Consider the following 26800-nt stretch of genomic DNA (forward strand, 5'->3'; position numbering starts at 1 on the left):
TATTACCAACCATGGGAGAATTTGACAACAAAGAGAGAGAAGAGGTTTTTTCGAAGAAAGTAAGGGCCGGTAAGAGAACGTACTTTTTCGACGTAAAAGCGACAAGATCAGGGGACTATTACCTAACTTTAACTGAGAGTAAGAAAAGACTAGAAGACGGCGTGTTTGTAAAGCATAAAATCTTCCTATATAAAGAAGATTTTGAGAAATTTGCAGAAGGATTAAATGAAACTGTTGAGTATATCAAAAACCACCAGGACGTAGTTGAAAAACGTTACGAATACTCCGAGAACCACGAAGGCGTAGCCAATAAAAGTAACGACGATTTTCCTTACTAATATCATACAAAAGAAATTCAAAGTCCCTCATCAACCAGGGGCTTTTTTTATGCCCAAAATCCGGCTGATCCGAAATCACCTTCTCCCCTCCTTCCTGTGATCGAACTCCACCTCGTTAAATAAAAAAGGCTTATTGAATGGAATGAACCAGTACAATAAGCCTTCTTCAGCAGCTATTATAGCTGTTATTTTAAAAGCTCAGCCAGCTTATCATGAAGCGCTTTACCTCTAAGGTCTTTCGCTACGATGATACCTTTAGCATCTACTAGAACAGAATGAGGGATCCCTCTTACTGCATATAGTTTCACCATCGGGCTCTGCCAGTACTGAAGGTCAGAAATCTGGTACCAGGTTAATTTATCATCGGCAATTGCTTTCTTCCATGCAGCAGCAGCAGTTGGCTTATCCAGTGAAACGCCAAGTACGTTTAAACCTTTACCATGGAATTTTTCATAAGCAGCTACCAGGTTTGGATTTTCCTGTCTGCATGGACCGCACCAGGACGCCCAGAAATCAATCAGTGTATATTTACCTTTAGCCACGACTTCATTTAAAGAAAGTGTCGTTCCTTCTGGTGTCTGCGCACTGAAATCTGGTGCTTTAACCCCTATCGCTACTTTTGCTAAGGCATCTAAACGTTCTTTTAACTTTAGGCCATAAGTGCTGTTTTTTACCGCTGTGGCTAATGCATGATAAACTGGTAAGGTGACTGATGGCTCAACATCTCCATTTAAGATCAGATAGGCAGTATAATAAGATTGAGGATTGTTCTTAATGAACTCAGCCGTAACTTTTTCCTGTTCACCTTCTATCTCATCAAACTTCTGACTTACAGCCGCCATTTTCTCCTCATTGCTGGCTTTTTTTGCATCGCCATATTCTTTGTTCAAAGCCCTCATCGTACTAGTTAGAGGAGCCATTGCCGACAAATATTTCAAATGATCTGCATGTGCTGGTGATCCAGTGATGATCAATTGAGAAAGATCATCCGCATTCCCTTTTAAGGTCATATTGGAATTGTCTAAAAATGCATTATATCTGATGCGTTTGTCCGTTACCCGAATGCTGAAAAATTCAGCACCATTGTTTACGCTTCCTTTCAACACAAATTTCCCTCCTTTTATCGTTTGGGAAAGGGTGTCTGAAGTGTTCTGATCTGTACTGCGGATGAATAAGATTTTTTCCCCGTCTTTTACGCCTGAAAGTTCACCTTTTACGGTAAAACTTTTTGCCTGCTGTGCGTTTGCAGCTGCTACATTCAATAAGGTCACTAAACCTAGCGACAAAGTTGAAATCTTTAATAGGTTATTCATTTTCTATGTTTACGTTATGTGTGCTATTATTCTATTATAACAATTCGATCTTATCCAGCAGCTCCTGCGCCAGTTTCTGAATTTTCGAAGTTTCCGCATCGGCAAGGGCTCTTGATTTCCTCGCAGCGATCAATCCCTCTTCTTTCTTTTTAAGGGTTAAGCATACTTTAGCGAAAGTGCTGACAATAGAGTATTCTTCCGGCTCCAATGATGCCGCGTGTTTTGCCATCTTATAAGCTTGTTTCAGCACTTTAGGATTGGCAGTATGAGGACGCATACCTTTAGCGTCTGCTCTTCTAGCTAAAAAGCTTAACTTTTCTGCATCATCTTTCAAATCGCCTTTTAGCGCTGCATCAGTTATTCTGAGGTATGCTGAAGTCCTGCTGTTGTCCAGGTAGAAATCTGCTTCCAGCATAATTCCTTGCTTTCTGCGGTCAATTCTATCAGAGTTTTTAAAATAAGACAGGTGTTCCATAAAAGCCTTTTCATTCTTAGTGTACAGGTAACCATACATGGTACTGGTGATCAGTCGATCTTTCAGCTTTTCTCTTTCTTCTTCCGTTGCAAAAGCAGTGTAAGCAGTTTGATTGGCCATGAAATGGGCACCTAAACGGTCGTTTTCTGTTCTCGCCAAGGCTTTAATTGCTTTCCAGCCTAGCGCCGAATTCAGGTCCGCTAAAGTGATGCGTTCCGAAATATCTTTTCCGATTAGTTCTGCTTTATTTCGGTCTGTTTTCTGCACTGCCAAAAAGTAATCCAGTACAAAAGGAATATCCCTTTGTCCGGATTCATACTTCTGACTCAAGAAAGAAAGGTTTCTTTTCGGATCTGCGGCCATTTTTCCTTCTTCCAGGAATTCAGCAACAGTCATCTTTGAGGCTGTTCTATGGATCACTTCCCCTTTGTCATTTACAAAAAGGAAGGTCGGAAAGGACTGCACATTATATTTTTTACGGAGCTCAACTCCTTCTCCTTTTTCCATATCAATTTTAGCATTGATGAAATGGGTATTGAAGAAGCTAGCTACTGAAGCATCGTTAAATACGTTTTTGTCCATCCATTTGCAGGGTGCGCACCAGGAGGTATAGCAATCGATAAAAATCAGCTTGCCTTCTTCAGCGGATTTAGCGGTAGTGGCAGCCCAGGTTGTGGTCTGGTTAAATTTGATTTCTTCCTGTGCTTGGATGCCGGTGGCGATCAGCAGGAATAGAAATAGGTTAAGGTATTTCATATATTCTGTTTTATATGGGGTGATTCAAAAGCCCAGGTTTTTATCATTAAGCTGTTGCTGCCTGTTTAAACAAGCAGCAACAGTTTAGGGACGCCATGCGTTTTTTAGCGATCCAATACTGGAATGGAAGGATTTAGCGCCAATACCTTAGGTGGGATTGGCAGCACATAACGTTTGTCATTAGCCGGTAGGGTAAATGTTTGTGTTCCGAAAAAATGGCTGACCGATTTCGCGAAACGCGGATCTTTATTGAGGCGTTTCAGGTCTATCAAGCGTGTGATTCCCTGGAAAGGCATTTCTCTTCTTCTTTCCTCCAGCACAAGCAGCAGAGCTTCCTCTTTCGTGGCCGCTGTCAATGGTTTATTGCCCACGATACGTGCAGCTCTCAGGGTGTTCAGGTGCTGCAAAGCGACACCCATATCTCCAACTCTGGCTTCTGCTTCCGCAGCGATCAACATCAATTCTCCGGTGCTGAAAGCCATGTTAAATTCAATGTAAGGCGCCCAGAGTGATCTTCCAGGAAACCTGGTGAGATTCCCTCCCAATTGTGCAGAATCGGTACAGAAGAAAAGATTTAAACGTTTATCGATCCCCCCTGCAGGTAAATCTTTAGCATAAACGCTTAATAAATCTTTACTGGCGTATAATTCTCCGAACACCGCACCAGAACTTGAAGCTGTTTGGCGTGCCCAAACGGTTTCGATGCTCTTATCTACAGGAGGAAAAAATACATCCTTATTACTTGACAGAATTACTCTCCCGTAGGTTAGCCCCAATTTGGTGGTATAATCCTGGTATTTGATCAGATTGCGATTCACCTTCAAAGCCTCATTGGCATTTTGTAGTGCCTCTGTATATTTGCCCATCACCAGGTAAACCTTACTTAACAATGCATTCGCTGCTGCTTTTGTAGGACGAAATTTATGATCTGCAATCGTACTCAGATTAGGTTCTGCTGCTGCCAAATCATTCAAAATCTGTGCATAGACTTCAGCTACCGTATTTCTGGTATAACTTTGCGTCACATCTTCTACCAATACCAGAGGAACACCAAGGTCAGTACCTGCAGTTGCTGCATCATATTGAACGGAATAACCATTGACTAAATTAAAATACTCAAAAGCTCTTCCAACAAGTGCTTCTGCTTTTAACTGTCTTTTTTGAGCAGGCACACCATCCGGAACATTTTCGATGTTATTGATTACCGTGTTGTAAGTAAAGATTTTCGAATAAGCGGCCTCATAAAAGCTATCTTCATTTCCCGATTCTAAAATAGCACCAGGGGCAAAACTATATAGGTTCCGTTTTAACAGGGTATACAAAGTATAATCTGTAGCACTATTGACATCTTTCTCTGTTCCTACCTGTGCATCATCCGTCAGGTAATTTGGATAACCTGAGGAACTCCTATTCAGGCTGCTATTATTTAATAACTTTTTATAATCTTCAAAAAACTCAGGAATGGTGTATCCTTTGGGCTTAATATCCAGATAATCTTTACATCCGGTAAAGATCCCCGCAGCAAGCAATAAAGCAATAAATATCTTTTTCATTTGTATATAGGTTATGGATTAAAAATTAACAGAAAGACCGAATGTGTAGGTTGCTGGAATATAAGCACCTCTTGATGGAGGTGGTTTAATTGCAGGTTTTGCTACTTCACTGGTACTATTTACTGGGATTGTAGTAAGCCCAGTCCAAACTTCTGGATCCAGATTCTGCTTATTTGCAGACCACCTCCATGCGTTTTGTACCTGGAAGCTCAAGCGTAATTTTTGGATAAAATTCTGCTTCAGGAATGCATTAGCCAGAGAATAGCTGATCGTAACATCTCTCAATTTGATGTAATCTGCTCGTTGAACATTTTGATCTGCTGCTGTCCAGAGCTGCGTAATCACATCTGAAGCATTGGAGTAAAAAGCAGGAGCAATTCCCGGAATGTTTTCATCACCCGGTTTTTTCCAATAATTTAAGGCCAGTCTATCCATATTCGCGGTGTAGTTCAATTCCGGCAACCTGGTTAGGTATGGGCTGATCACATCACGCATTTTATTTCCACCATAGTAAATGAACATGAAAAACAGGTCAAAATTCTTATAGCTGATTGTGTTCATCAATGAAGCCGAAAAAGGTGGCGTAACTGTACCTTGATAAACCAGATCGTCCAGGGTCAGGTCAGTGGTTTTGCTCACCTCCCTGCCATCTTTAGTCAGCGCAACTGGTCTACCTGCAGCATCTAATCCTTTATAACGAATACTATACAGCGCCCCCATTGGCTTACCTACCCTCATATTTTTAGTTGGTTCCTCTACATAACTGTAAATCGTATTGTCAGCATTTTCAATTTTGGTCACCACATTTTGATTGTAATTGAAATTCATCGAGGTCGTCCAGCTGAAATCAGCAGTAGATAAGTTCTTGCTGCTGAAAGCAACATCAATCCCACGATTGCGCATGCTGCCATAATTCATAAAGATCTTATCCCAGCCAAGTGTTGGATCCAGGTTTCTTTGCCCTAATAGATCACTTGTATTCTTATTGTAAAGGTCTATACTTCCAGAAAACTTACCTTTTAACAAGCTATAGTCCATACCAAAATTGGTCACCTTGGTTTTCTCCCATCGTAGGCCAGAATTAGGTGGACTTTCCACATACGCATGAGCTTCATTGTTCATTGGGTTAGGGCTGGCATAATCTTTCATGATCAGGTATGGGCCTCCTTTTTTAGAGATGTTACCATTGATACCATAAGTGGCACGGATGGCTAGACGGTCCAGCCAGTCGTTGTCATTTTCAGAAAGAATATATAATAATCCGGTAGACCAGAGTGGCTTATATTGATATTTAGGATTGGTACCAAACAAATTCGATTGGTCCATACGGATACTTGCTGTTGCGGTCAGCTTACGGTCAAATGTATAAGATCCGTTACCATAAAAAGAAACAAAACGGTCTTCTTTGCTGAAGATTCCCTCATCTTTATTTTTCGAATAAAAGAAACTGTTACTCAGCGATTGCACCCCAACCTGCTGTTTACCTAAAGCAACTTCATCCAGTAAACCGTAAGAAAGGCTGTTGTCATTGTATCCATATCTATATACTCTGGTACTTGTGGCCAGCATACTGCGTTGTTCAGCACCTGCAATAAAATCAATGCGGTGTTTCTCTCCGAACAATTTGTTGTAATTGACCTGCGCACGTAAAGTATGTGAGTTGATATCTGCCCTGGTCTCATCAACTTGTCCGCCATTAGGAATCAGAAATTCTCTGGCACCGTCAGATTTAATTCTGGTGGCATCATTAATCATCGTTTTTACCTCATAGGCATTTTTGCTCAGGTATTGCTTGGTATAATTGTCAGTCCTTTCTTTCTGATAAAGAAGATTCAAGGAGAGACCAGCTGCCAATTGCATCGTCGCATTAAAATTCAGATTCAGGTAATTGCTGTTGTTCTTATAATGCTTACTGCTCATATAATTTACAGGTGCATAATTTTCATCCTGTAAGCCCAATGCATTTAAACGGTCAATCTCAAATTGTGATTTTGAATTGTACCAGTTTACCGGATTTCCGTTATTGTCTCTTAGCATATAGTAAGAGGCTTTACCGTTATTCAATTGGTTAAAACCGATCACACCATTGTCGTAATCTTCCTTTAAAGAACTGCTCAATACGCCTACATTTACTTTCAGCCATTTTGTAAAATTGAAAGTATTGTTCAGGTTAAAACCTACCCGACTATTGCTTTGTTCGCGTTCATAGGGATTGTTGTTCATGTAATTTCCACTCAGGTTATAAGTATAGAAATCTGACCCCCCAGAAAGCGATAGGTTATGTTGCTGTACCATGGCAGTTTTACGCATAAACTCTTCTACAACCTGGTCATATCTGTCGTTATTTCTGTAGAAATCTAAGGACGACTGTAATTGTGCTTCATCTGCAGCATCCCATTTACCATTTACCTTCTGTTTTTGTCGGGCATCATACAGCAGTCGGTAAACGTCGTTCATCGACTTACGCGGATCGATCGCTTCGTAAGAACCTGACCGGTAGCCGAACATTTCTCTTTGGAAATCCACCAACTCCGAGCTGCTCATTTTATTCGCATAATCAGGATTAGGGAGCGGTGTAAATTTAGCAGTTCCATTATATGCAACTTTTACCGGCCCTTTTACCCCTTTACGCAGGGTAATCACAATCACCCCATTTGCAGAGCGCGCACCATAAATAGAAGCTGCGGTAGCATCTTTCAGGACGTTCACAGATTCCACATCAGCAGGGTTAATCGATTGAATATCCCCTTCAAAAGGGGCTCCGTCCACCACAATCAGTGGCTTCATCTCCGCATTCAAGGTAGAAACACCACGAATCTGATATTTAGTTTTTCCTTCCGCACTGTAACTGGTAAAACCTGCGGCCATCCCTTCAATTCTATCCAGGATATTGGTTTGCATTTTACCTTTCAGGTCTTTATCTGCATTGATGGTGACAATAGAACCTGCTGCACGTTCCTTAGGAATGTCCTGATAGCCAGTAGAGACAACCGAGATCTCCGATAACAGCCCTGGATTGACCTCTAAAGTAATCGTTAAAGGACTGCCCTGACTTACCGGCACTTCTTTTACTTTATAGCCGATAAAAGAGACGATCAGGATTGCTTTTTCGTCTACCGCATGAAGTTCAAACTCTCCATTTCCATTGGTAATGGCGTTTTTCTTGCTATCCTTCACCTGAACGGTTGCTCCAGGTAAAGGCAGTCGGTTTTCGTCCAGCACTTTTCCTTTGATCTCTACGAATTTGAAAGTGCTTTTGAGCTGATCCAATACTGAGAAATCCTTCTTTTTAATGACTACCGTATTTTCGATGATCTTAAAACTCAGATCCTGCCCTTGAAAACAAGCATCTAATGCCTGCTCCAGTTGTACATTCTCCAGGTTCAGGTTTACTTTCTTGGCGCTTTTTATCAGGTCGCTGTTGTACAGAAAAGTGTAATTAGTTTGTTTTTTGATGGATAAGAGTACTTGTTGTAAACTGGCATTCTTTTCCCGCAGTGTAACCCTCTGACCGAAGGTACTCGCCGCAGCTTGTACCAGGGTCATAGTGATCATAATAGTGATCAAATTAATCCGCATTATAATTTGCTTTCTGGTTAAGGTATTCATGCCGGAAACCCTTGCATAAATAGCCTGAAATGGTTTAAAATATGGCAAAGGGCGAGCCCTGTCCATACCCTTTGAAGTATTAAATAAATACATACATTTGTAAGGTTGGGTTAAAAATAGTTAGGTCTATTGTCACGTTTTTTTCGTCCCGATCAGCATCGGGACAAACAGAAAAAAATGATTAACCGGACACTGATCCCGAGTATCAATCGAGATCTTCGACCGGGGAAGTGCTTCAACACTTTCCCGGTTATATGTGGGTTAATATCTTCTGTTCCTACTCTTGGGCTAGTAATTGTTTCTTCATCTTTTTTTAGTTTATGGTTTATAATTTGTTGATTATAGTGATACCAGAATTTTACTCCTGGCATTGGTTTGCTTTTCTATTTTAAACTTGACATTCAGGTACCTCAACATCTCCAGAAATGCAGTGGCATCGACTTGTCTGCTAACTTCTCCGGTAATTAAAAGCGGTGGAATATTACCTTCATAAACGACATCTACATTGTACCAGCGCGAAGCCTGACGCATAATGGTCTTTAGATCGGTATTGTTGAAACGGAAGTAACCGTTTTTCCAACTCATCACCTCTTCCACATCTACTTTAGCGGATAACAATTGACCATTGCTATCTATAGCTTGCTCTCCTGGTTTGAGGATCACTGTCTTTTTGTGGCCGGTCACTTTTACGCTCCCTTCCATCAACGTGGTTTTCAAGCCAGGCTCCTCTTTATAGGCATTGATATTGAAATGGGTACCCAAAACTTCTACCTGCTGCTTTTCAGTCTGCACGATAAAAGGAACCCTTTGTGATTTACCTTTTTTAAATTGTTTGGCGACTTCAAAATAAGCCTCTCCTTTTAGTTCCACTTTGCGTTCGCTCAGCTGATTAAAAGTCAAAGGAAACCTTAAAGAAGAAGCTGCATTGAGCCATACTTTGGTGCCGTCTGGCAGCACCACCTGGTATTGGCCACCATTAGGGGTACTAATTGTGTTGTAAATATTGGGTTTATTGACGTTGGAAAGGTGGTATACCAACTGTCCATCTTTAGTTTTAGCGATATTGATGCCCGACTCTGTAGCCAGCGTCCCTTTTTTAGCATCAGATAAAGAGATTTGTCTGCCATCATCGAGTGTAAGTACGGCATTGTTTCCTCCTGCAGGGATTTGCTGTTCAATTGCAGCCTGCGCCGATAAGTTTTTATCTTCCCTGGTGGATTTAGAACTATAGAAAAGCAGTCCGGCAGTTAATGCAATCGCAATCCCTGCAGCCGCAGCAATTGATGGCCATAAAAGATGGCGTTTTAGTTTTTCCGGCTGAGCTTGCTCCGGCTGAGCTTTTTCATCCTCCAGTTGCAATCTTCCCCAAACCTCGTCCAAATCCTCGCTGCGTTCCTTTTCGGTTAAGTCAGCACCAGTCATTTGAGCATCCCTATCTGCGGTACTGTTCAAGTGCCATTGCGCCAATAGCGCCTGCTCTTCTTCCGTACATTCACCGGAAAGATATTTGATCAATAACTCTTTTGCGTCTAGTTTTGCCATATGCGAAGGATGTTGTTTCTCCTTATCAAAACAACAGACAGGCAACCTGACCATAGGGGGTAAATAAAAATGAAAAAAATATAAGATCAGTCCCTAACAATTGGAAATCAGGATCAATACTAAGGAGAAATCAGAAATAAAAATACCAGGAGGCCGAGTTTAACCCTTAAAATCTTTAGTGCATGCTGTACATGTTTCCTTACGGTCTGTTCGGAAATAGTCAGCTGCTCGGCAATTTCTTTATGACTCAACTGCTCTTTCCTGCTCAGCTCAAAAACTGCCCTCATTTTAGCTGGCAAGGCTGCAATCTCTTTTTCAATCAATAAAGTCATTTGCTTTTCCCGAACCAGGTGATCTGCTGCTGCCTGCTCTTCATCGATAAAAGCTTGCAGGGAATTCAGATATTGGGAGGCTACTTTTTGATGGGAAATGACATTAAAAATCCGGTTGCGAACCGCGGTATATAGATATGCAGATAAATTATCAGGAAAAGACAGGCTTTCTCTTTTCGTCCATAATGCGGCAAAAAGTTCATGAATAATATCTTTGGCTTCCTCGCGGTCCTGCATCCATTTATAGGCATGGGTATGCAATAACCATTTGTATCTGTTGTAAATTTCTGTGAATGCAGCCCTATCCCCAGACCTCAACAATTCGGCAAGTTCGTTGTCCGATATTGTTTCATAATTCAGCATTTCATTGTATCCCCCGGACGAATATAAGAATTATCAATAAATACCAAGACCTCTAGCGATTGAGTTATTTATAGATGATAAAACAAAAAGCCTCTGAATCATAGGATCTAAAATAAATCTTCGACCTTATGATTCAGAGGCTTTTATAAAATTTCCTATTTCGTGTCTGCTCTTTCTTTCTTCTCTCTCTACTCTTCCCTTTCTTCCCCTTCTACTCTTCCCTTTCTACTCCCAACAAAATCAATGTCTGTGAAAAGGCCTAGGAAGGTTTGCCCTCTTCGGGCAAATTTTCCAGCCTTCGAACAGATTCATTGATTTTGTCCTACATGAAGCTTCCATCCCCTCTTCTCATCACTCCTCTACCATTTTTCCCAGTCGCACCAGACCATTTCTGCAGTCTCATGGTTAACTTAACCATAAAATACCTACTCAGCGCGTTAGATTTTGTATCGACAATATCGGTACCATCAATCTGCTGTGTGACAAAGTTATTTTGGTTAAGTACATCAAATGCCTGAACAGTTATCTTTCCTCTACGGTCAAAAAATTCCTTTTCTGCATACATATTGATTACAAAAGGGTTGGAAGTGATGTTAGAGCTGATTCCTCTTACATAGTTTTTGCTGGCGCTGTAGCCAAATAAGTAGCTATCCCATAAATACACCCTTCCATCCACATTTAAGGCTAGGGTATTGGTATTTGTATTGGCAGCAGTGATCACGCTGTTAGTCGAACGCGTATTGGTATAAGAAACATTCGGGTTAACCTCGAACCATTCTGTCGGGTTGATCCTTGGACCAAAACGTTCCATCATCGTTTGTACATTAGCCACATTTAGTACGCCGTTCGACATAGACAAACGGTGATCATAGGTATAGGAACCACTTAAAGCAAGGTTATATTTTCTGTCATTTAATTGTTTGTTCACCGAATAGTTGGCATTGATACGGTATACCCCATTGGTGTTTAAGTACCTGATTTCATTGATCGTATTGGTCCCACCTTTAGGAAGTTCTGTCCTGATCTGTACTACATTTCTGATCACCGCATTGTCTGTGGTTGAAGCATTCACATTCAGGGAATAATTCAGCTTTGAATTGGCGATATAATTATTGTAATTGGCATTCAGGGTATGAGTAAAAGAGGCCAGAAGATCGGGGTTACCAATCACCGGACTCTGTGGATTCGTCACATCTCTAACTGGCTGAATCTGATCAAATGAAGGCTCAACTGCATTTCCTGAATAGTTGATTTGGACTTTATGCTGTCTGGACCACATATATTCAAAGCGTGCAATTGGAATCAGGTTAAAGCTATTTCTATGTGTACTGGTTCCTAAGCTCGCCTTCGTCCCTGATAAAACAGCAGGTACACCGGTTAATCCCACAGAGAACCTCACTTTAGACATCCTGTCCAGGCCATAGCGATAATTTAAGGCAATACGTCCTTGAGTAAATGAATAATCATAAATATTACTTAAAGAATCAATCACGGCAAGTGCACCGTTCTCACCAATATTTCTGGTGGTGGCTGTATTGTCGTAACCATTATAATTCAATTGGGCATTAAATTCCAATTGCGTATTCAGCGTTAAAGGCTCTACGTAAGTCAGACTACCTCTATAATTCTTCTGCAAATTCTTACGTTCCACAATCCGATTCACCAGGGAATCGTAAGGTAGAATTAAAGGATCCTTATTGTAAAAAGTATACCTACCATCTTGTATCTGCTCTGACTCCTGGTTATTATTGTTCAGATCCACCTGCATGGAAACATTTCTTCGTGGTTTTTTGAATATATGCTGATAGAATACAGAGGCACCAATCTGTGGCTTTGTGTTTTTTGTTAAATTTCTGATAAACTCATCTCTATTGTTATACCCTCTTTGAAAAATGGTATCCAAACGAGTACTTGTTGTTGAATTGGTCCTGAAAGTCGGTATGACTCTTAAAAAGTTGCTGCTATCAAGGTCAGCTTCTATTTCTAATCTAAAATTATGACTTTGAGTCAGGTTATCAGACATCCTTCTCGACCGCTCATTTGTTAAGTTGTCGACCACCCCTTTTTGTACATTCGTATCGATTACCGCATATCTTTTCGCTGTGCTTTCAGTGATGGAATTCACATCTGAGGAATTGAAGCCATAATTCAGGTTCACTGCAACTTTCTTACTTACTTTATCACGGTAGCTCACTGAACCATTACCGATCTTAGTGGTTCCACCGCTTGCGCCACCGCTGCTGCCGGAATTACCAGAACCGTTGCTACTGTTCCCACTATTTCCACCACGGCCGCCTCCACCTCCACTATTGCTACTTCCGCCGTTATCACCGCTGGAAGCCACACCATTTATCGTGTTATTGAAACTTCCATTCACACCGATAATTTGATTTCCATTGATCCTGGTTCCAAAAACTCCACTTTCAAATCTTTTATTACTTCCCGCGGCCACATTTGCATTGACCATATTTCCTACGGATTTATCTGTTCGGGTGGTGATGTTTAAAATCTTTTCTGCGTCGCCGTCTTTTACGCCGGTTCTTGCCGCCTGATCACCATAATCGTCAACAATCTGTATTTTATCAACGATTTCCGCAGGAAGATTTTTAATGGCATTCGCGATATCGCCTCCTAAATATTCTTTACCATTTAGTTTAGCTTTAGTGATCGACTGTCCCTGGTGAACTAACGTTCCATCGGTTCCCACTTCCATGCCTTCCATCTTCTTCAGTAATTCATCAACTGAGGCATTCTTCCTGACGATATAATCACTGGCCTTATATTCCACTGTATCTGTTTTATAGGTAATCGATGGCGTACCACTGATCACGACTTCATTCAAGAGATTTTTCTCCTCTTTTAGTGTAATTGGATCCATTACAATTCTCGGAATCGCATCATTCTGCTTATATCGAACAGGTTTAGTTGCCGCATATCCAATACTTTGAACCATCAGCGTATAAGTAGCAGATTTTACATTTTTGAACACAAAAATACCATCTGAATTTGTGCTGGTTTTCAACGTATCCTTAACCGAAGTCAGGGTTACCGTAGCGCCAATTACGCCAAGATCCGTAGAGTCTTTTACAATTCCACTGATTTCCCTTGTAGGAAGCGGTGGTGGTGCAGTTTCTTTACTTTGGTTTTGAGCGAAGCCATAAGCCGAACTGAAAATGAACCCTAATAATAGTAATGTTTTTTTTAATAGCCCAGAATGCCGGGTACGCTGAAATTGCTGCAGTCGGGGGACTGTAACAGAGTAAAAATGGTTCATGAGTTTGTATGGTTTGTTTGTGTGTGTCTATGTGTAAACTGGTACCCGGCTACTGGTTCCTTTTTTTAGGCCAGATTATTTCTTTGCTAAGGTATACTTGCCCCAAAAATCAGTGGGACTGATCAGTGCCTGAAAGTCGAAGTTACCACCTCCGCCACGCGGACCAAAATTACCACCGCCACCGCCTCTTGGACCGCCGCCGCCGCCACCATCAAATCCTGGCATCTGTAAGCCATTCAGTTTAATGTTGTAGGCAAATTCTGCAGCACTGTCTTTAGAAAGCCCCAAAGCAGATAATGGAATAGCAATTTCATAGAATAAAGCATTGTCTTTGGTGATATTTGCAACTGCTTTAATCCCGTATTCATTATATATAGATATCAAAGTATCCGTAGTGTTTTTAAAGCCATTGATTCTAATCTCTTTCACTTGTGCCAATTGCTTTTTCTGCATTTCGGCCATCATAGAATCTCTTTGTAACTTACTCACTTGCCCTCCAGAGGCTGAACCCATCACTGTACCCATCATCATCGTTCTACGACCGCCACCCTGACCGCCACCGCCACCAGTTCTCATGTTGGCTCTGTTCACTACAGGATAAGTTAAAGTAATGCTTTCTTTTTCTTTCTTTTTACCATCAGGATTGATGGAAAGCGTAATCCCACCAGCCAGGATTTTAGTATTATTGCTGGCCTCTGTAGATTTGATGGCGACATACAGGTTATTGTCGTCATTGGCCATCGTATAATAGATATTTGTTCTCTTATTTAATGCCTGAAAACTATCATTCCATTCTGTATTCCTTCCATCCGCTCTTATTCCTGCGGGTGCATATACCCCATTAGTTTGTACATCTGGCAGTTTCTGCGCATATCCCGCTGAACTGATGGCCAGCAATAATAAAGAAGAAGGGATTAATTTGGAGAGTTTCATTTTCATATGGTTCAAATTAAAGAGATCGATATATTCTTTGATGTGTTTAAGACTTTAGAAATTGGTTTAGGTTTAATCTTTACACAAATTTTCTCTGTGTAAAGATTTTTGTTCTTCAGCCATTCTTCTTTACCGCCTCAGACCTGCTCCAAAATCAACGCGAATTAAACATAAAATATATACTGGATAAAATATCTACCTTAATTTGTTACATACAGAATTGTGAATCAAAAACTAACCTTCACAATTTTTGATTTCGATTTTAGCGATGCCCAGCCAATTTTCTGCTGAGACACCATCAGCCCCCAGCAAAACCTTAGGATCATGACCGATATGTCCGCCAATTTCATGGATCATTTCCTTACTGATTGCTTTGTTATTAATCCGAACCGGTTCATCTAAAGTATCCGTACAAATTTCCAGGTCATAGATGCCATCCACCATAGTTTTACAGATCATCAGGTCAATACCTTTCTCTTGAACCATTCGTCTTAATTCAGAAAAAGCATGGTTAACCTGGGCCGCACGATCTTCAGTGAAGCCCATTTTTAGTGCTCCATTAAATCCATCGCGACTGTCTTTTGTTAAATTAAAGCTATTTACATCCGCTAACACGGATTCCATAATCAATCTGTCCATAATTTCTATTTTAAAGAATTCTCTCTATTTAAAAGCTAATAAACGGTCTAATTGTTTGATCAAAATTTAAAACAGCAGTTTTTTTGGTTTTATTTTATACCTTAAAAAAAAATATCAGCATGAACATACAAGGAGTAAAAGTAGGACTGTCAGAAATCATGATCATGTTGATGGGGCTCATCATTGTGTTTTTAATTATCAGGGCCTTTATTGTCAAGCCAAAAGGTTAAAATCAATCCTCATTTTATCCATCGCAATTTGGTTAATGATCTGTCTCGACATTCGTTTTCTTTTGGAAAATATAAATCAGATACACTAAGGCCGGCAAAATAAATATACTGCCGATCAATAAGGCATAACCTAAAGTCTCTATGGTTTTAGCCTGGCCCTGATGCGTCAATAAAGAAAGGTTAGCACCATCTTTTAATAAAAGAATATCAGGAAAGTGGCTGTAGGTAGCAGCAAATAAAATCATGGTGACCTGGAAGCCTGCCAGCAGCCTTAACAGAATGGGCTTGTCTTTTCCCAATACATAGAACATGACTACTAATGAAATACTGGCCGCAATGATAGCAATCAGTCCTGGGGTATCTCCAAAAATCCAGTGAATCAAAGGGATTTGCTCAAAGTATGCCGCAAGGAACACCAATGCTCCACAAAACATCACGATAAAAATAATTCTCCTTGCTTTTCTAATAAAATGGTTCCTATCGTTTTCGTCTGTGGTTTGTCCAATGATAAAGATGGTGGCTAAAAACGCACAGATACTCACTGTAAAAATGCCTACGGCAACAGAGAACCAGTTCAGCCAGCTGAATATATAGGCCGATAAGAAGTCATTTGCCTGTGGATCTATCCTGCCTGAAACAGCGCTAGCTGCAATTATCCCCAAAAAGAAAGGGGTAATCAAGCTAGAATACACAAATATTGGCGTATAGACTTTCTGCATGTCATCTTCTACAGCATCATAATTCCTAAATACAAAAGCGGTACCTCTGGCGATGATGCCCAAAAGCATCCCTACCAATGGGATATGAAGATATATAGATACAGTGGTATATATTTTAGGAAAGCCTACAAAAAGAATCACGACAGCAATGATCAGCCACATGTGATTGGCTTCCCAAATAGGGCCAATCGCTTTATACATCGTTTTTCGGGTCTTTTCTTTGTTTTTTTCCGAGGTAAACAGTTCAATAATACCAGCCCCAAAATCGGCACCGCCCAATAAAATATAAAGTAAAATAGCGGTCCAGAGAAAAATAATCACAACGTATATCATAATATTAGCTTTTAGGAACTTCGGATGATGAATTGTATAATTTACCTACCATGGTAATCTGGCGGTACAATAACAAGCTCACGATAACTGCCAAAGAGATGTATACCGCAGTAAAAAGATAAAAAGAATAGGCAATTCCGGGCATAGGTGTAACTGCATCAGCAGTACGCATCACCCCATGAATAATCCATGGCTGTCGGCCAACCTCTGTGACTGTCCAGCCGGCTTCTAAAGCAATAAATCCCATGGGTGTGGCCAGCACAAATAGCTTAAGCAGCCAATTACTTCTAAGCCAGTTTTTTTTCTTCCATAAGGCAAGGAAATATAAGAGTGCTATTCCCACCATCGCCATGCCTAAGCCCACCATAATCTGAAAGGCATAGTGTGTCACTGCAACCGGAGGATGATCTTCTTTCGGAATGCTATCCAGACCTTTTACCTCTCCATTAAAATCGCCGGTAGTCATAAAACTAAGTAAACCAGGAATTCTGATCGCATAATCAACTGTTTTTCTAGCGGTATCAGGAATACCACCAATGATCAATGGGGCATTCCTTTCCGTATGAAAATGGGCCTCCATTGCGGCTAATTTTGCCGGCTGACGTTTGGCCACGTCTTTTGCAGAAATATCTCCACTTAAGGGTTGTAAACAGGCAAAAACAGTAGCAAATATTGCAGCAATTCTAAAGGCCATACTATGAAAAGCTACATTTTTACCTTTCAGAATCATCAGTGCATGGACTCCTGCAACAGCAAAACCAGTAGACACGAATGCGGCTACCGTCATGTGTAAGGCCTGAGAAAACCAGGCATCATTAAACATTGCTTTAACCGGATCTATATTTAAGTACTGTCCGTCTATATAATCAAATCCAGCAGGGCTGTTCATCCAGGCATTTGCGGCTACCACCAGAATTCCTGATAGCAAACCACTAATTCCTACCACTACCCCTGTTGCCCAATGAAACCAAGGGTTGAGCCTGTTCCAGCCATAGAGGTAGAACCCCAGGGCAATCGCTTCAATAAAAAATGCCGTTCCCTCTAATGAGAAAGGCATTCCAAATATTGGGCCGGCATGTTCCATAAATTTTGGCCAGAGCAGGCCTAGTTCAAAAGACAAAACCGTTCCGGAAACGGCTCCGGTAGCAAAGAAAATCGCTACACCGGCACTCCATGCTTTTGTGACATCACGATAAACTGTTTTCTTCGTTTTAAGCCAGTAAAAATGTGCCAGTGACATGAAAAATGGCATGACCATTCCAATACAAGCAAAAACAATGTGAAAGCCTAAGGAAAAGGCCATCTGAAGGCGGGCAGCTAAAAAATCGTCCATATTAAATTTAAAATAAACGGTAATGGATAAAAGAAATCTTTGCCCGCTAAGGTACTGCTTAATGCGCGCAGAACATATTTTTCATGGATTAATTAAACATTTCCAGGTAAAAAATCAAAAGGTTAAACTCTTCAAAACGTCCTGTCTAATTTAACCAGCAGACAATATCAAATGCTTTAAATTAATTATTAGTTATAAATATCACCGTAAATCGATAATTAAATATAGATTCGAAGTTCATCAATCCCACTTATATGAACAGAAAGATCGAACGCTCCATTGGAACATTCCTGCGCCCATTTTACCTATGCGCGTTGTGTTGTATTTTATTGAGTTATAGCTGCAGTAAAAGGCCAGATCCGGGCAAAGAACAGGACAAAACAAAGGAGCCTGAAAAACCTGATCCGCCGTTGAATACGGCCTTGGTGCCCTCCACTATCAAATCACAAAATTTACTGATGACCTTCAAGTATGATGAAGCAAAAAACCTATTGATGGAGCTGGTTCAATCTGATGGATGGGTTACCAAGTTTTTTTACCGCCCAGACCAGACTCCGATGGAGCTGGAATACTACAAAGACAATAAGCTTCAGCAAATCGTCAGTTATATCTTCAACAAAGAGGGTCGGCTGGACAAGATTGCATTGTTTGATAAAAATTCAGTATCCTATGGTTTTTATTTGGTGGTTCAGGATGAGGGGAAACGAACCACCCAATTAAAGAAATATGATACAAAAGGCAAATTGATTGAAGAGGAAAACATCAGCTATGATCAGCTGGGGAATATCACCAAAATTGTGCTGACCAATAATGGCAAAACGACCACCATGAGCAGCACTTACGACGGACACTCCGGAATTTACCGCCATATTCCCCACTTTCAATTGTTATTCCTGGCACAGCCACAACAGCAAGCCAGAGCCATCTATTCCATCAGTAATCCATTGCGTCTGGATTACCTGCCTTCTGGTACAAGCAGCAGCATATATACTTACGAATACAACAGCAGTGGTTATCCTTCCAGTCTACAGCTGAGCCAGGGAAATCTTAACGAAACACTAAAAATGACCTATAAAACACTTAAACCAAAATAGATTATTTAGCTATACTCCTTAATGCAGAGGCCCGGTAAAGGTTATCTGTGGCCTGCAGAATTTTGGCTTTAAGCTTTGGATTATAATCAGGATTTGCTTTCAGGAAATCTGTAACCAGCGCTGCGGCTTCCTCCGTCTGGTAATAGCTAAAGGTAGATTGCAGCCAGCTTTGAGGGAAGAATATATCACCTGTTGTTTGGATTTCAACAAGCATATCCAGGCTCTTAGGCAAGTACGCAATAGCAGTCGCTTGCCTAAGCGGGTGATGCAGGTAGTATAAGGCAACACCCACATTGGCTTCTTTTTCCCTGTTCACTTTTAATTCCAAGCGTTTGAAAAAAGCATTCCTGTCGGCAAGATTTGAAGAAACAGCAGGCCTGATGTATTCATAACGCTTCCTGCGGTCTGTATTGGTAATTCTATCTAACTGTGATTGGAGCAGACTGGAATTATCTTCCATTCTAAGGGCCAAAGCAAAGGTTAATGCAGTATAATCATCTTCCGATAAGATCAAACCTTGCGGTGCTTTTTGATTTTTCCAGATGAGGTTTAATTGGTCAGTTGCGGCTTTCGATAGGAAAATGTCCTGATAAGCCTTGAAATATAGTTTTTTCTGATTTGCTAAGGGCTGGTTAATCATGGCACTCCATAGTACATTTTCTAATCTATTATGACTGGCCATTCTTTCTTCAGGCTTCATAAACTCCCAGAAAATAGTACTAATGTAACCAGTCATCAGTTTCAGATTAAGTTCTTCTTTTTCCTGACCAATACCAGTCATCAACAACTCGAGCAATGCAGCGGGTTGGATGGATCTGCCATTCAGCATGTTCTCATAAAGAGAAATGTAGGCAGCAGCACGATTCAATGGCTGTTCGATTTTGTAAAGTTTTGAAAACATTGCAGTGTCTACCGGCCATACGCCATACCCTTGCCCGGAAGAATTAAACTGTACAAATAAGGGAACATCCATTCCTATAGCTTCTTTTAGGGCGACTGATTTTGCATTTAGATTTACCGTCAGTTCTTTAACACCGTCAGGGTAATATAAGCTGACTTCGAAAAGCTGAGGCCAGATCTTTTCACTTCCAGTTCCACCACTAGTCTCCCTTCCAATTCTTTTATCCGTTCCACTTTTATACTCTGCTTTTTGCTGAATATGGAGACTGGTAATTTTACCATCTTTCTTCTCCAATTGATAATCAATTATGGGTCTGCCGCTGTCATTTACCCATACTTTATTCCATTTTTGTAAATCAGCATCGGCGTACTTATCCAGGATCGCAATTAAGTCTGGCCATGAGGCATTGCCATTGGCAAATTTCTTCAGGTATTCACGAACTCCCTTTTGAAACTTATCTTTCCCCATCAGGCGTTCCAGCTGACGCATCATAATGGGTGCTTTATGATAGATGATATTGCCATAAAGTGTTCCGGCATCTTTTAAATTGTCCAGATCCTGACGGATAGGATTTGCACCGATGGTACGGTCTACCCCATAAGCAGCGGGAAAGTGATCCACCAGGAATTTCAAATCAAAATCTGCCTTTCCGGTAATTGCTTCTGTGCTTTTATCTGCCATAAAATTAGCAAACACCTCTTTCATCCAGACATCTGTGAACCAGTTCATGGTCACTAAATCTCCAAACCAGATGTGTGCCGTTTCGTGAGCAATCAGATTACTTCTGGAGTTCAGCTGATCTTTCGTCGCCCCTCCATCTAAAAACAAGGAAGATTCTTTATATTGAATTGCACCTACATGCTCCATTCCTCCGAATTGGAAATCCGGAATGGCCACGAAATCAAACTTCTGGAATGGGTAAGGAATTTCCGTCCATTTCTCCATAAATTTCAACGAATTACCGTGGATCCTGAAAATTTCATTTAGGCTATGGTTAAGCTTTGCAGTATCTGTTTCACGGTATAAGAAATTTCCAGAAAGGCGATCCATTGGTGCTGTCATCTTTTTAAATTTCCCTGCGGCAAAAGCAAAAAGATAAGTACTTATGGTATCAGAAGGTTTATAATGATAAGTTTTGCGATTTGCTGTCACTACTGAATCTCTCAGTACTGCGTTTGCAATTGCATCCCAATCCTTGGCTACCTTTAGAGTAAGGGTATAAACCGCTTTCATATCTGGCTGATCAAAACATGGAAAAACTGTTCTTGCACGATCAGGCACAAATAACGTATATAAATAGTCTGAATTTCGATTCAAAGCACCATTACCCGCCCAGAATTCTATGGAAACTACATTTCTTCCTGATTTCAGGTATTTCTGATCTACAATTAAGTGCTCATTAACCAGCTGAATTTCAACAGGCATTCCATTTACTGAAAGTTTTTTAAGCAGACTTTTATCTTCTTTAAAATCAAGCTGCAGGGGATATTTTGTGGATTTAAGCTGGAATGAAACCTCAGCTACTGCAGCAATTTTCTGTTCTTTTTCTGAGGGAATATCCAATTCCATCAAGTAATGAACCTCCGAAATATTAGCTTTTCTATAATTCGCGAGATCTCGGGAAACTCCGGTTTCTATTCCTGGATCAGGAAGAGATTTTACCGCCGCACAGGATAAAAAAACAGTGGCCACCAAGGGAAAAATATAACGTACATTCAGCATTTGGCTAATTTAACAATGATTCTCTAATTTGTTCGTCATATATAACCTCAGAAACTTGATTTGTAGCAAATAATCATTCTTTAGTGTAAATTAGTAACAAAAAAAATAATCAAATGAAGACAACATTAAAAACTTTGATGATTCTCGCTCTGGCAGTTTCATTAAACACGGAACTTCAGGCTCAAGGTATCAAAATACCGCAGGCGAGTTCTGCTCAGACCATCACACAGAGTTTTGGATTGGGTAAAATCAACGTTTCTTATTCACGCCCAAATACCAAAGGCCGTAAAGTTTTTGGAGGAATGGAGCCATTCGACAAAGTTTGGCGTACAGGTGCTAACTCAGCTACTTCCATCACCTTTAGTGATCCTGTGAAAATTGGCGGACAAGAGCTTGCAGCTGGTACTTACGGTTTATTTACCATTCCTGGTAAAGATGAGTGGACAGTTATCTTCAATAAAGATTCAAAACAATGGGGTGCTTATGAATACAAAGAGGCCGAAGATGTATTGCGCATCAAAGTAAAGCCTGTTAAACTAAAGGAAAAAGTTGAAACCTTCACCATTCAGTTTGCCAATGTGTACCCTACTACGGCTCAATTACAGTTGTCATGGGAAAACACAGGCTTAAACATTGACCTAAGCACAGAAATTGATGCTCAGGTAATGGCTAGCATCGATGAAGCAATGAAAGGTGAGAAAAAACCTTATTTCGCTGCTGCACAATACTACTTTGAAAATGGGAAAGACCTGAATAAAGCATTAGAATGGATCAATGCTGCTGAAGCTGCAGATCCTAAAGCACCATGGGTAAGGTTATGGAAAGGCCGTATTCAATTGAAAAAAGGTGATAAAGCCGGAGCAATTGCTTCTGCAGAAGCTGGAATTAAATTAGCTACTGAGGCTAAAGTTGACGAGTATGTGAGACTAAACAGCGCGTTGCTTGCTGAAGCAAAAAAATAACATCCGGTTCATTCGCATCGGTTAAAACAAAAACGGGCTGCATCAAATCATGATGCAGCCCGTTTTTGAATAAAAAGGCGATCTATACTGGTTTTTCTAAGCACCTGGTTTCCTTGGTAAACTGCTGAATAGCGATTGACAATATCACGACCAATATACAACCGATCACATTGAGCCATAAATAAGCTACCCAGTCTTGCCTGCCAATGAGTACCACTGCGATTTCAGCCGCAATTGCAGCAAGGAATACCGCTCTTCCATTGACCTGTTTGATGTAAAACGCCACCAGAAATACTCCTAAAATAGTCCCATAAATATAAGAGCCCAGGATATTCACTGCTTCCAGCAAGTTCCCGATTTTACTGGCATATAAAGCCATAATGATACAGATTACGCCCCAAAATACGGTTGCCCATCTGGAAGCCTGCAGGTATTCATGATCAGATCCATCTTTACGGATCAGCCTTTTATAAATATCGATAACGGTTGTAGAGGCTAAGGAATTCAATGCACTGGCTGTTGAGCCCATCGAGGCTAAAAATATAATGGCAATCAGCAGTCCAATTAGCCCTTTAGGCAAGTACTGTGTTACAAAACTCAGGAAGATATAATTGTTGTCATTGACATCTGCATGTTCATCATTCTTTGTCATCAGTGTAGTCACTTCCTTTCGGATCGACTTTCCTTTTTCATCAGCCATTTGCAAGGCAGTCCGGTAACGATCAATTTCCGCCTTATCCCCTTTGTTTAAAGCCTGATTCATCTGATCTACTACCTTTTGCTTTTCTACAAATGACTGATCATAAGCAGTTTTTAACTTATTCAGTTCCGGCTGGTATTCACTCTTTTCCAGCTTATTTAATTCAAAGCTGTTAAAAAATATAGGCGGGCGATTATACTGGTAAAATGTAAACACAAGTACGCCAATCAAAAGGATCAGAAATTGCATTGGGATTTTAACCAATCCATTCATCAGCAATCCTAAACGGCTTTGGTTCACAGAAGCACCCGATAAATACCGTCCTACCTGACTTTGATCCGTTCCAAAATAAGAAAGCTGTAAAAAGAATCCACCAATCAGGCCAGACCAAACCGTATAAGGATTGTTCAGGTCAAAGGTGAAATCGATCGCATTTGTCCTGCCCATTTTTCCGGCAATGCTCAGGGCTTTCCCAAAACCAATATCTCCAGGAAGTAAATGTACCACCATGATTCCTGCAGCAAATAGTCCGCAGAAAATGATACTCATTTGCAACATCTGAGTATAGGACACAGCTTTTGTACCTCCATAAACCGTATAAAAAACCACTAAACTTCCAATGAACAATGTGGTGTAAGTAGTATTAATATCTAATATCGTGGAAAGAATAATCGAAGGTGCATAAATAGTAATTCCGGTAGACAAGCCCCGCTGAATCAAGAACAAGAACGCGGTTAATGCCCTGGTATTTAAATCAAATCGCTGTTCCAAAAACTCATAAGCGGTATACACCTTTAGTCGGTGATATATCGGCACAAAAGTGATACACAATACAATCATCGCCAATGGCAGACCGAAATAAAACTGCACAAAGCTCATTCCTGAAGAGTAAGCTAAACCTGGAGCGGATAAAAAAGTAATCGCACTTGCCTGTGTGGCCATTACCGAAAGACAGACCTGATACCACGGTGCCGTTTGGTTGCCCAGCAAAAATCCCTGAATATTTTTAGCTCCCCGGCTTTTATAAATGCCATAAACGACAATGGCAACCAAGGTAATGATCAATACGGCCCAATCTATATTACTCATTGAAAATATTTAGTAAACGCATAAAATGCTAGGATTAAAAAAATGAGCCAGCCAATTAGAAACCTATAAAACACCCGGTAATTATCCATTATTTCTTTTTTGAAAGCAGGTTTATAAACAGTCGGTAGGCGCCTGGAACTCCCGCAGGCAACTGCCTGAAAAAGGATAGGGAAGTATAAACAAATTTACCTTTGCCATAATCGGCAACCAGTAAGGAACCACTTTTCTCCATATCACCGGTATCGTGCATTCCAAGGATCGGTGTATATTTTGGATCAACATCAACCGCAAAATATAAACCTCTTTCTTGTACCCAGCCTTCAAAATCCTGTTGACTGATTTTATTTGGATAATTTAAAGCAGGATGATTAGGCGCCAGTATATGAACAGCTGCATCTTCCTCAGTTACCCTCTCGGTGGTTAAACGGAAAGGATAAGGTCCGATATGATCTAGTTTTAATGGGGAATTAACGTTGTATTGTACCAATAAAACACCACCATTCTCCACATACTTCATCAGTTTTGGCTGCATGACGGTGATCTTAGTATTGATATTATATAAGCGAACGCCGGTTACAATGGCATCAAAATGGGAAAGATCCCCGTTTAGAACTTGCTGCTCGGAAAGCTGGGTCAATTCAAAACCAATTTGCTTCAGAGATTCCGGGATCAGGTCGCCTGCCCCGGCTATATAACCAATTTTCTTACCGGCAAACTTCAAGTCAGTCTGGTCGATCTTTGCGGAAGCGAGTGGAAATAACGTTTGTAAAGGAATATGGTCATAGTTCAACACCCCTAATCCTTGATGAAAAGTTTTCCCATTTACGTTGACATTCAACACCATTTCTCCAGCTTTAGCATTGGCGGCTGGACTCAATTTAAAAGTCAGCATTTCCTCTGCTCCTTTTTTACTGAGTTTAAAATCCAGCTGCTGCGGCGTCATTTTCCAGCCTTCTGGCAATTGCACCGTTAAGGTGCCACTTACGGCTTTCTCCTGAAAGCTTTTCAGTGCCACAGTGATCATTTTACTCTCCTGACCATTAAAAAGGAAGGCATTTTCCTGGAAGGTCGCTGTTACTGGAGGAGCAATCACCAATGGCTGATAAACTTCTCCTCTTACGGGATCCGTAAATTTATATATGACAGGCACCTTTTTTTCGATCAGCTGATCTCCAATTTTAATATGAAATATCCCGTTTATGAAAGGTTCATTTTCCGGAAGTCCGATTAAAGATAAGTCATCTACAGTATAGCTTCCCTGTCCATGTTTTTTTGCCAGCCAGTAGGGCTGAGTAATTTGGGATGCCGTTCCAAATATCTTCCGGTCCAGCACAACCAATTGATTAGGCGCAAGCTGTACACTGGCTCCGGTACTTCCTTCGGTAACTAGAATAGGATAAGAGAAATCTTTTCCCGCTCTGGCGATCGCCTGTATTTTCACAGGAATAGAATCGTTCAAAGTATAGGCAGGATTCATGGCCGCTGCCTCCAGCCATACCCCAGAACAGGCAAGGATCAACTGATCCAGCAAATCCTGTTTAAATGCTTTCCCCTTCACTAATTCTTTTAATTTCAACAATTTTGGTACGGAGGCTCCAGGATTGGAAACCTGGTATTCGTTATTGATATCTGTCACCAATTGTTGGATTTGTTTGGCTCCAGGATATCTGCCAAGCGTAAAATCCAGTCCTTCAAACAGGTCAGATTTCGCCTTTGATCCGGCAATAGGGCTAAAATATTCTAACGCTGCACCGCGTTGCTTTGCGGAACCAAACCCCTGACTTTTATGATTAGATCTGCTATCCGCGGCAATCTCCCCATAACTTTTGCCTAATAATACATTGTATGCACCAACATCAATCTTCAATTGATCATCGGCAGTCGTGTTCATTCCTCCAAAATTATAAGTATTCCAAACGATTCTTTTAGCTTGCCATGGTTTCACATAGGCCAATTGCTCAGGAAATTGTTTTGGATCTGCTGCGGCCACAAAGGCCTCGCGTGCGAGGATTGCGGAACCGGAATGATGCCCATGTCCAGCGCGTCCATCTTCCGGGAAACGGGTAATGATCACATCAGGCTGAAACTTACGAATCACCCATACAACATCAGCAAGAATTTTATTTTTATCCCAGATCTTGAAACTTTCTTCCGGGGTTTTAGAGAAGCCAAAATCATTGGCCCTGGTAAAGAACTGTTCTGCACCGTCCGTTTTTCTGGCGGCTAACAGCTCCTGGGTACGGATCAGGCCAAGTAATTCGCCCTGTTCATGACCAATTAGGTTTTGTCCGCCATCGCCCCTCGTGAGCGAGAGATACCCCGCTCTTACTTTTTTTTCTTTGGCCAGATAGGCCAGCAGGCGTGTATTTTCATCATCCGGATGCGCCGCGATATACAAAACACTGCCAGTCACATTTAGCGCTTCCAGGCCTTGCTTAATCTCGGCTGCATTCAGCTGCTGCACAGCAGATTGCGCTTTTAAAGAAAATGGAAGAACAAATGGTATTAAAAACAAATATTGACGAAGGTTCATAAACAGATCTTAATATCCGAATGTAAATAAAACATCCTCAATCTGAAACTTAATTTC

17 protein-coding genes are annotated in these 26800 nt (G+C 40.9%); 3 read left to right on the top strand and 14 right to left on the bottom strand.

Features of this window, described 5'->3' with window-relative positions:
• The first annotated feature begins 11 nt into the window (after positions 1–11).
• Positions 12–338: a DUF3276 family protein gene (locus K7X70_RS21185; RefSeq protein ID WP_062549995.1), complete on the top strand. Its 327-nt coding sequence runs from the start codon at positions 12–14 to the stop codon at positions 336–338.
• A 185-nt stretch (positions 339–523) separates the two neighbouring features.
• Here the strand turns inward: K7X70_RS21185 and K7X70_RS21190 are convergent, their stop codons facing one another.
• From K7X70_RS21190 to K7X70_RS21240, 11 genes are all read right to left on the bottom strand, one after another.
• Entirely contained in the window at positions 524–1651 is a 1128-nt protein-coding gene (locus K7X70_RS21190) for a TlpA disulfide reductase family protein (protein ID WP_222538920.1), read from the bottom strand.
• 34 nt (positions 1652–1685) lie between these two features.
• A complete protein-coding gene (locus K7X70_RS21195; RefSeq protein ID WP_222538921.1) occupies positions 1686–2882 on the bottom strand; it encodes a thioredoxin family protein in 1197 nt (398 codons plus the stop codon).
• Between the two features lie 104 nt (positions 2883–2986).
• The gene (locus K7X70_RS21200) at positions 2987–4435 is read right to left on the bottom strand and encodes a RagB/SusD family nutrient uptake outer membrane protein (protein ID WP_222538922.1); all 1449 of its coding nucleotides are present in this window, start codon (positions 4433–4435) and stop codon (positions 2987–2989) included.
• An 18-nt stretch (positions 4436–4453) separates the two neighbouring features.
• Positions 4454–7990 carry a SusC/RagA family TonB-linked outer membrane protein gene (locus tag K7X70_RS21205; protein ID WP_222538923.1) on the bottom strand — a complete coding sequence of 1179 codons (3537 nt, stop codon included), beginning with the start codon at positions 7988–7990 and terminating at the stop codon, positions 4454–4456.
• 393 nt (positions 7991–8383) lie between these two features.
• Positions 8384–9586, bottom strand: coding sequence for a FecR family protein (locus K7X70_RS21210; protein ID WP_222538924.1), 1203 nt, complete (start codon positions 9584–9586; stop codon positions 8384–8386).
• Between the two features lie 119 nt (positions 9587–9705).
• On the bottom strand, positions 9706–10281 hold the full coding sequence (locus K7X70_RS21215; RefSeq protein WP_222538925.1) for an RNA polymerase sigma factor: 576 nt from the start codon (positions 10279–10281) through the stop codon (positions 9706–9708).
• A 322-nt stretch (positions 10282–10603) separates the two neighbouring features.
• A complete protein-coding gene (locus K7X70_RS21220; RefSeq protein ID WP_222538926.1) occupies positions 10604–13555 on the bottom strand; it encodes an outer membrane beta-barrel protein in 2952 nt (983 codons plus the stop codon).
• A gap of 75 nt (positions 13556–13630) precedes the next feature.
• Positions 13631–14494, bottom strand: a complete 864-nt coding sequence (locus K7X70_RS21225) for a hypothetical protein (RefSeq protein WP_222538927.1) — start codon at positions 14492–14494, stop codon at positions 13631–13633.
• 228 nt (positions 14495–14722) lie between these two features.
• Positions 14723–15127 carry a hypothetical protein gene (locus K7X70_RS21230; RefSeq protein WP_222538928.1) on the bottom strand — a complete coding sequence of 135 codons (405 nt, stop codon included), beginning with the start codon at positions 15125–15127 and terminating at the stop codon, positions 14723–14725.
• Between the two features lie 262 nt (positions 15128–15389).
• A complete protein-coding gene (locus K7X70_RS21235; protein WP_222538929.1) occupies positions 15390–16409 on the bottom strand; it encodes a cytochrome d ubiquinol oxidase subunit II in 1020 nt (339 codons plus the stop codon).
• Between the two features lie 4 nt (positions 16410–16413).
• Positions 16414–17742 carry a cytochrome ubiquinol oxidase subunit I gene (locus K7X70_RS21240; RefSeq protein ID WP_222538930.1) on the bottom strand — a complete coding sequence of 443 codons (1329 nt, stop codon included), beginning with the start codon at positions 17740–17742 and terminating at the stop codon, positions 16414–16416.
• 254 nt (positions 17743–17996) lie between these two features.
• On the opposite strand from K7X70_RS21240, the gene K7X70_RS21245 reads away from it, so the two are divergent.
• The gene (locus K7X70_RS21245) at positions 17997–18836 is read left to right on the top strand and encodes a hypothetical protein (RefSeq protein WP_222538931.1); all 840 of its coding nucleotides are present in this window, start codon (positions 17997–17999) and stop codon (positions 18834–18836) included.
• A gap of 1 nt (position 18837) precedes the next feature.
• Here K7X70_RS21245 and K7X70_RS21250 read toward each other — a convergent pair whose 3' ends face one another.
• Positions 18838–21459: a M1 family metallopeptidase gene (locus tag K7X70_RS21250; protein ID WP_222538932.1), complete on the bottom strand. Its 2622-nt coding sequence runs from the start codon at positions 21457–21459 to the stop codon at positions 18838–18840.
• A gap of 113 nt (positions 21460–21572) precedes the next feature.
• On the opposite strand from K7X70_RS21250, the gene K7X70_RS21255 reads away from it, so the two are divergent.
• Positions 21573–22421 carry a DUF2911 domain-containing protein gene (locus K7X70_RS21255; RefSeq protein WP_222538933.1) on the top strand — a complete coding sequence of 283 codons (849 nt, stop codon included), beginning with the start codon at positions 21573–21575 and terminating at the stop codon, positions 22419–22421.
• An 82-nt stretch (positions 22422–22503) separates the two neighbouring features.
• Here K7X70_RS21255 and K7X70_RS21260 read toward each other — a convergent pair whose 3' ends face one another.
• The gene (locus K7X70_RS21260) at positions 22504–24210 is read right to left on the bottom strand and encodes a sodium:solute symporter family protein (RefSeq protein ID WP_222538934.1); all 1707 of its coding nucleotides are present in this window, start codon (positions 24208–24210) and stop codon (positions 22504–22506) included.
• Positions 24211–24298: 88 nt separating this feature from the next.
• Complete coding sequence (locus tag K7X70_RS21265) at positions 24299–26743, bottom strand: PIG-L family deacetylase (protein WP_222538935.1); 2445 nt, start codon at positions 26741–26743, stop codon at positions 24299–24301.
• Between the last annotated feature and the right edge of the window lie 57 nt (positions 26744–26800).

This window comes from Pedobacter polysacchareus (genome assembly GCF_019802255.1).
Classification (GTDB): Bacteria; Bacteroidota; Bacteroidia; order Sphingobacteriales; family Sphingobacteriaceae; genus Pedobacter; species Pedobacter polysacchareus.

What these genes read in the sequence shown, in the direction of transcription:
- K7X70_RS21185 (WP_062549995.1), top strand. Translation starts at nt 12, where the DNA reads ATGGGAGAATTTGACAACAAAGAGAGAGAAGAGGTTTTTTCGAAGAAA.
- K7X70_RS21190 (WP_222538920.1), bottom strand. Translation starts at nt 1,651, where the DNA reads ATGAATAACCTATTAAAGATTTCAACTTTGTCGCTAGGTTTAGTGACC.
- K7X70_RS21195 (WP_222538921.1), bottom strand. Translation starts at nt 2,882, where the DNA reads ATGAAATACCTTAACCTATTTCTATTCCTGCTGATCGCCACCGGCATC.
- K7X70_RS21200 (WP_222538922.1), bottom strand. Translation starts at nt 4,435, where the DNA reads ATGAAAAAGATATTTATTGCTTTATTGCTTGCTGCGGGGATCTTTACC.
- K7X70_RS21205 (WP_222538923.1), bottom strand. Translation starts at nt 7,990, where the DNA reads ATGATCACTATGACCCTGGTACAAGCTGCGGCGAGTACCTTCGGTCAG.
- K7X70_RS21210 (WP_222538924.1), bottom strand. Translation starts at nt 9,586, where the DNA reads ATGGCAAAACTAGACGCAAAAGAGTTATTGATCAAATATCTTTCCGGT.
- K7X70_RS21215 (WP_222538925.1), bottom strand. Translation starts at nt 10,281, where the DNA reads ATGCTGAATTATGAAACAATATCGGACAACGAACTTGCCGAATTGTTG.
- K7X70_RS21220 (WP_222538926.1), bottom strand. Translation starts at nt 13,555, where the DNA reads ATGAACCATTTTTACTCTGTTACAGTCCCCCGACTGCAGCAATTTCAG.
- K7X70_RS21225 (WP_222538927.1), bottom strand. Translation starts at nt 14,494, where the DNA reads ATGAAAATGAAACTCTCCAAATTAATCCCTTCTTCTTTATTATTGCTG.
- K7X70_RS21230 (WP_222538928.1), bottom strand. Translation starts at nt 15,127, where the DNA reads ATGGACAGATTGATTATGGAATCCGTGTTAGCGGATGTAAATAGCTTT.
- K7X70_RS21235 (WP_222538929.1), bottom strand. Translation starts at nt 16,409, where the DNA reads ATGATATACGTTGTGATTATTTTTCTCTGGACCGCTATTTTACTTTAT.
- K7X70_RS21240 (WP_222538930.1), bottom strand. Translation starts at nt 17,742, where the DNA reads ATGGACGATTTTTTAGCTGCCCGCCTTCAGATGGCCTTTTCCTTAGGC.
- K7X70_RS21245 (WP_222538931.1), top strand. Translation starts at nt 17,997, where the DNA reads ATGAACAGAAAGATCGAACGCTCCATTGGAACATTCCTGCGCCCATTT.
- K7X70_RS21250 (WP_222538932.1), bottom strand. Translation starts at nt 21,459, where the DNA reads ATGCTGAATGTACGTTATATTTTTCCCTTGGTGGCCACTGTTTTTTTA.
- K7X70_RS21255 (WP_222538933.1), top strand. Translation starts at nt 21,573, where the DNA reads ATGAAGACAACATTAAAAACTTTGATGATTCTCGCTCTGGCAGTTTCA.
- K7X70_RS21260 (WP_222538934.1), bottom strand. Translation starts at nt 24,210, where the DNA reads ATGAGTAATATAGATTGGGCCGTATTGATCATTACCTTGGTTGCCATT.
- K7X70_RS21265 (WP_222538935.1), bottom strand. Translation starts at nt 26,743, where the DNA reads ATGAACCTTCGTCAATATTTGTTTTTAATACCATTTGTTCTTCCATTT.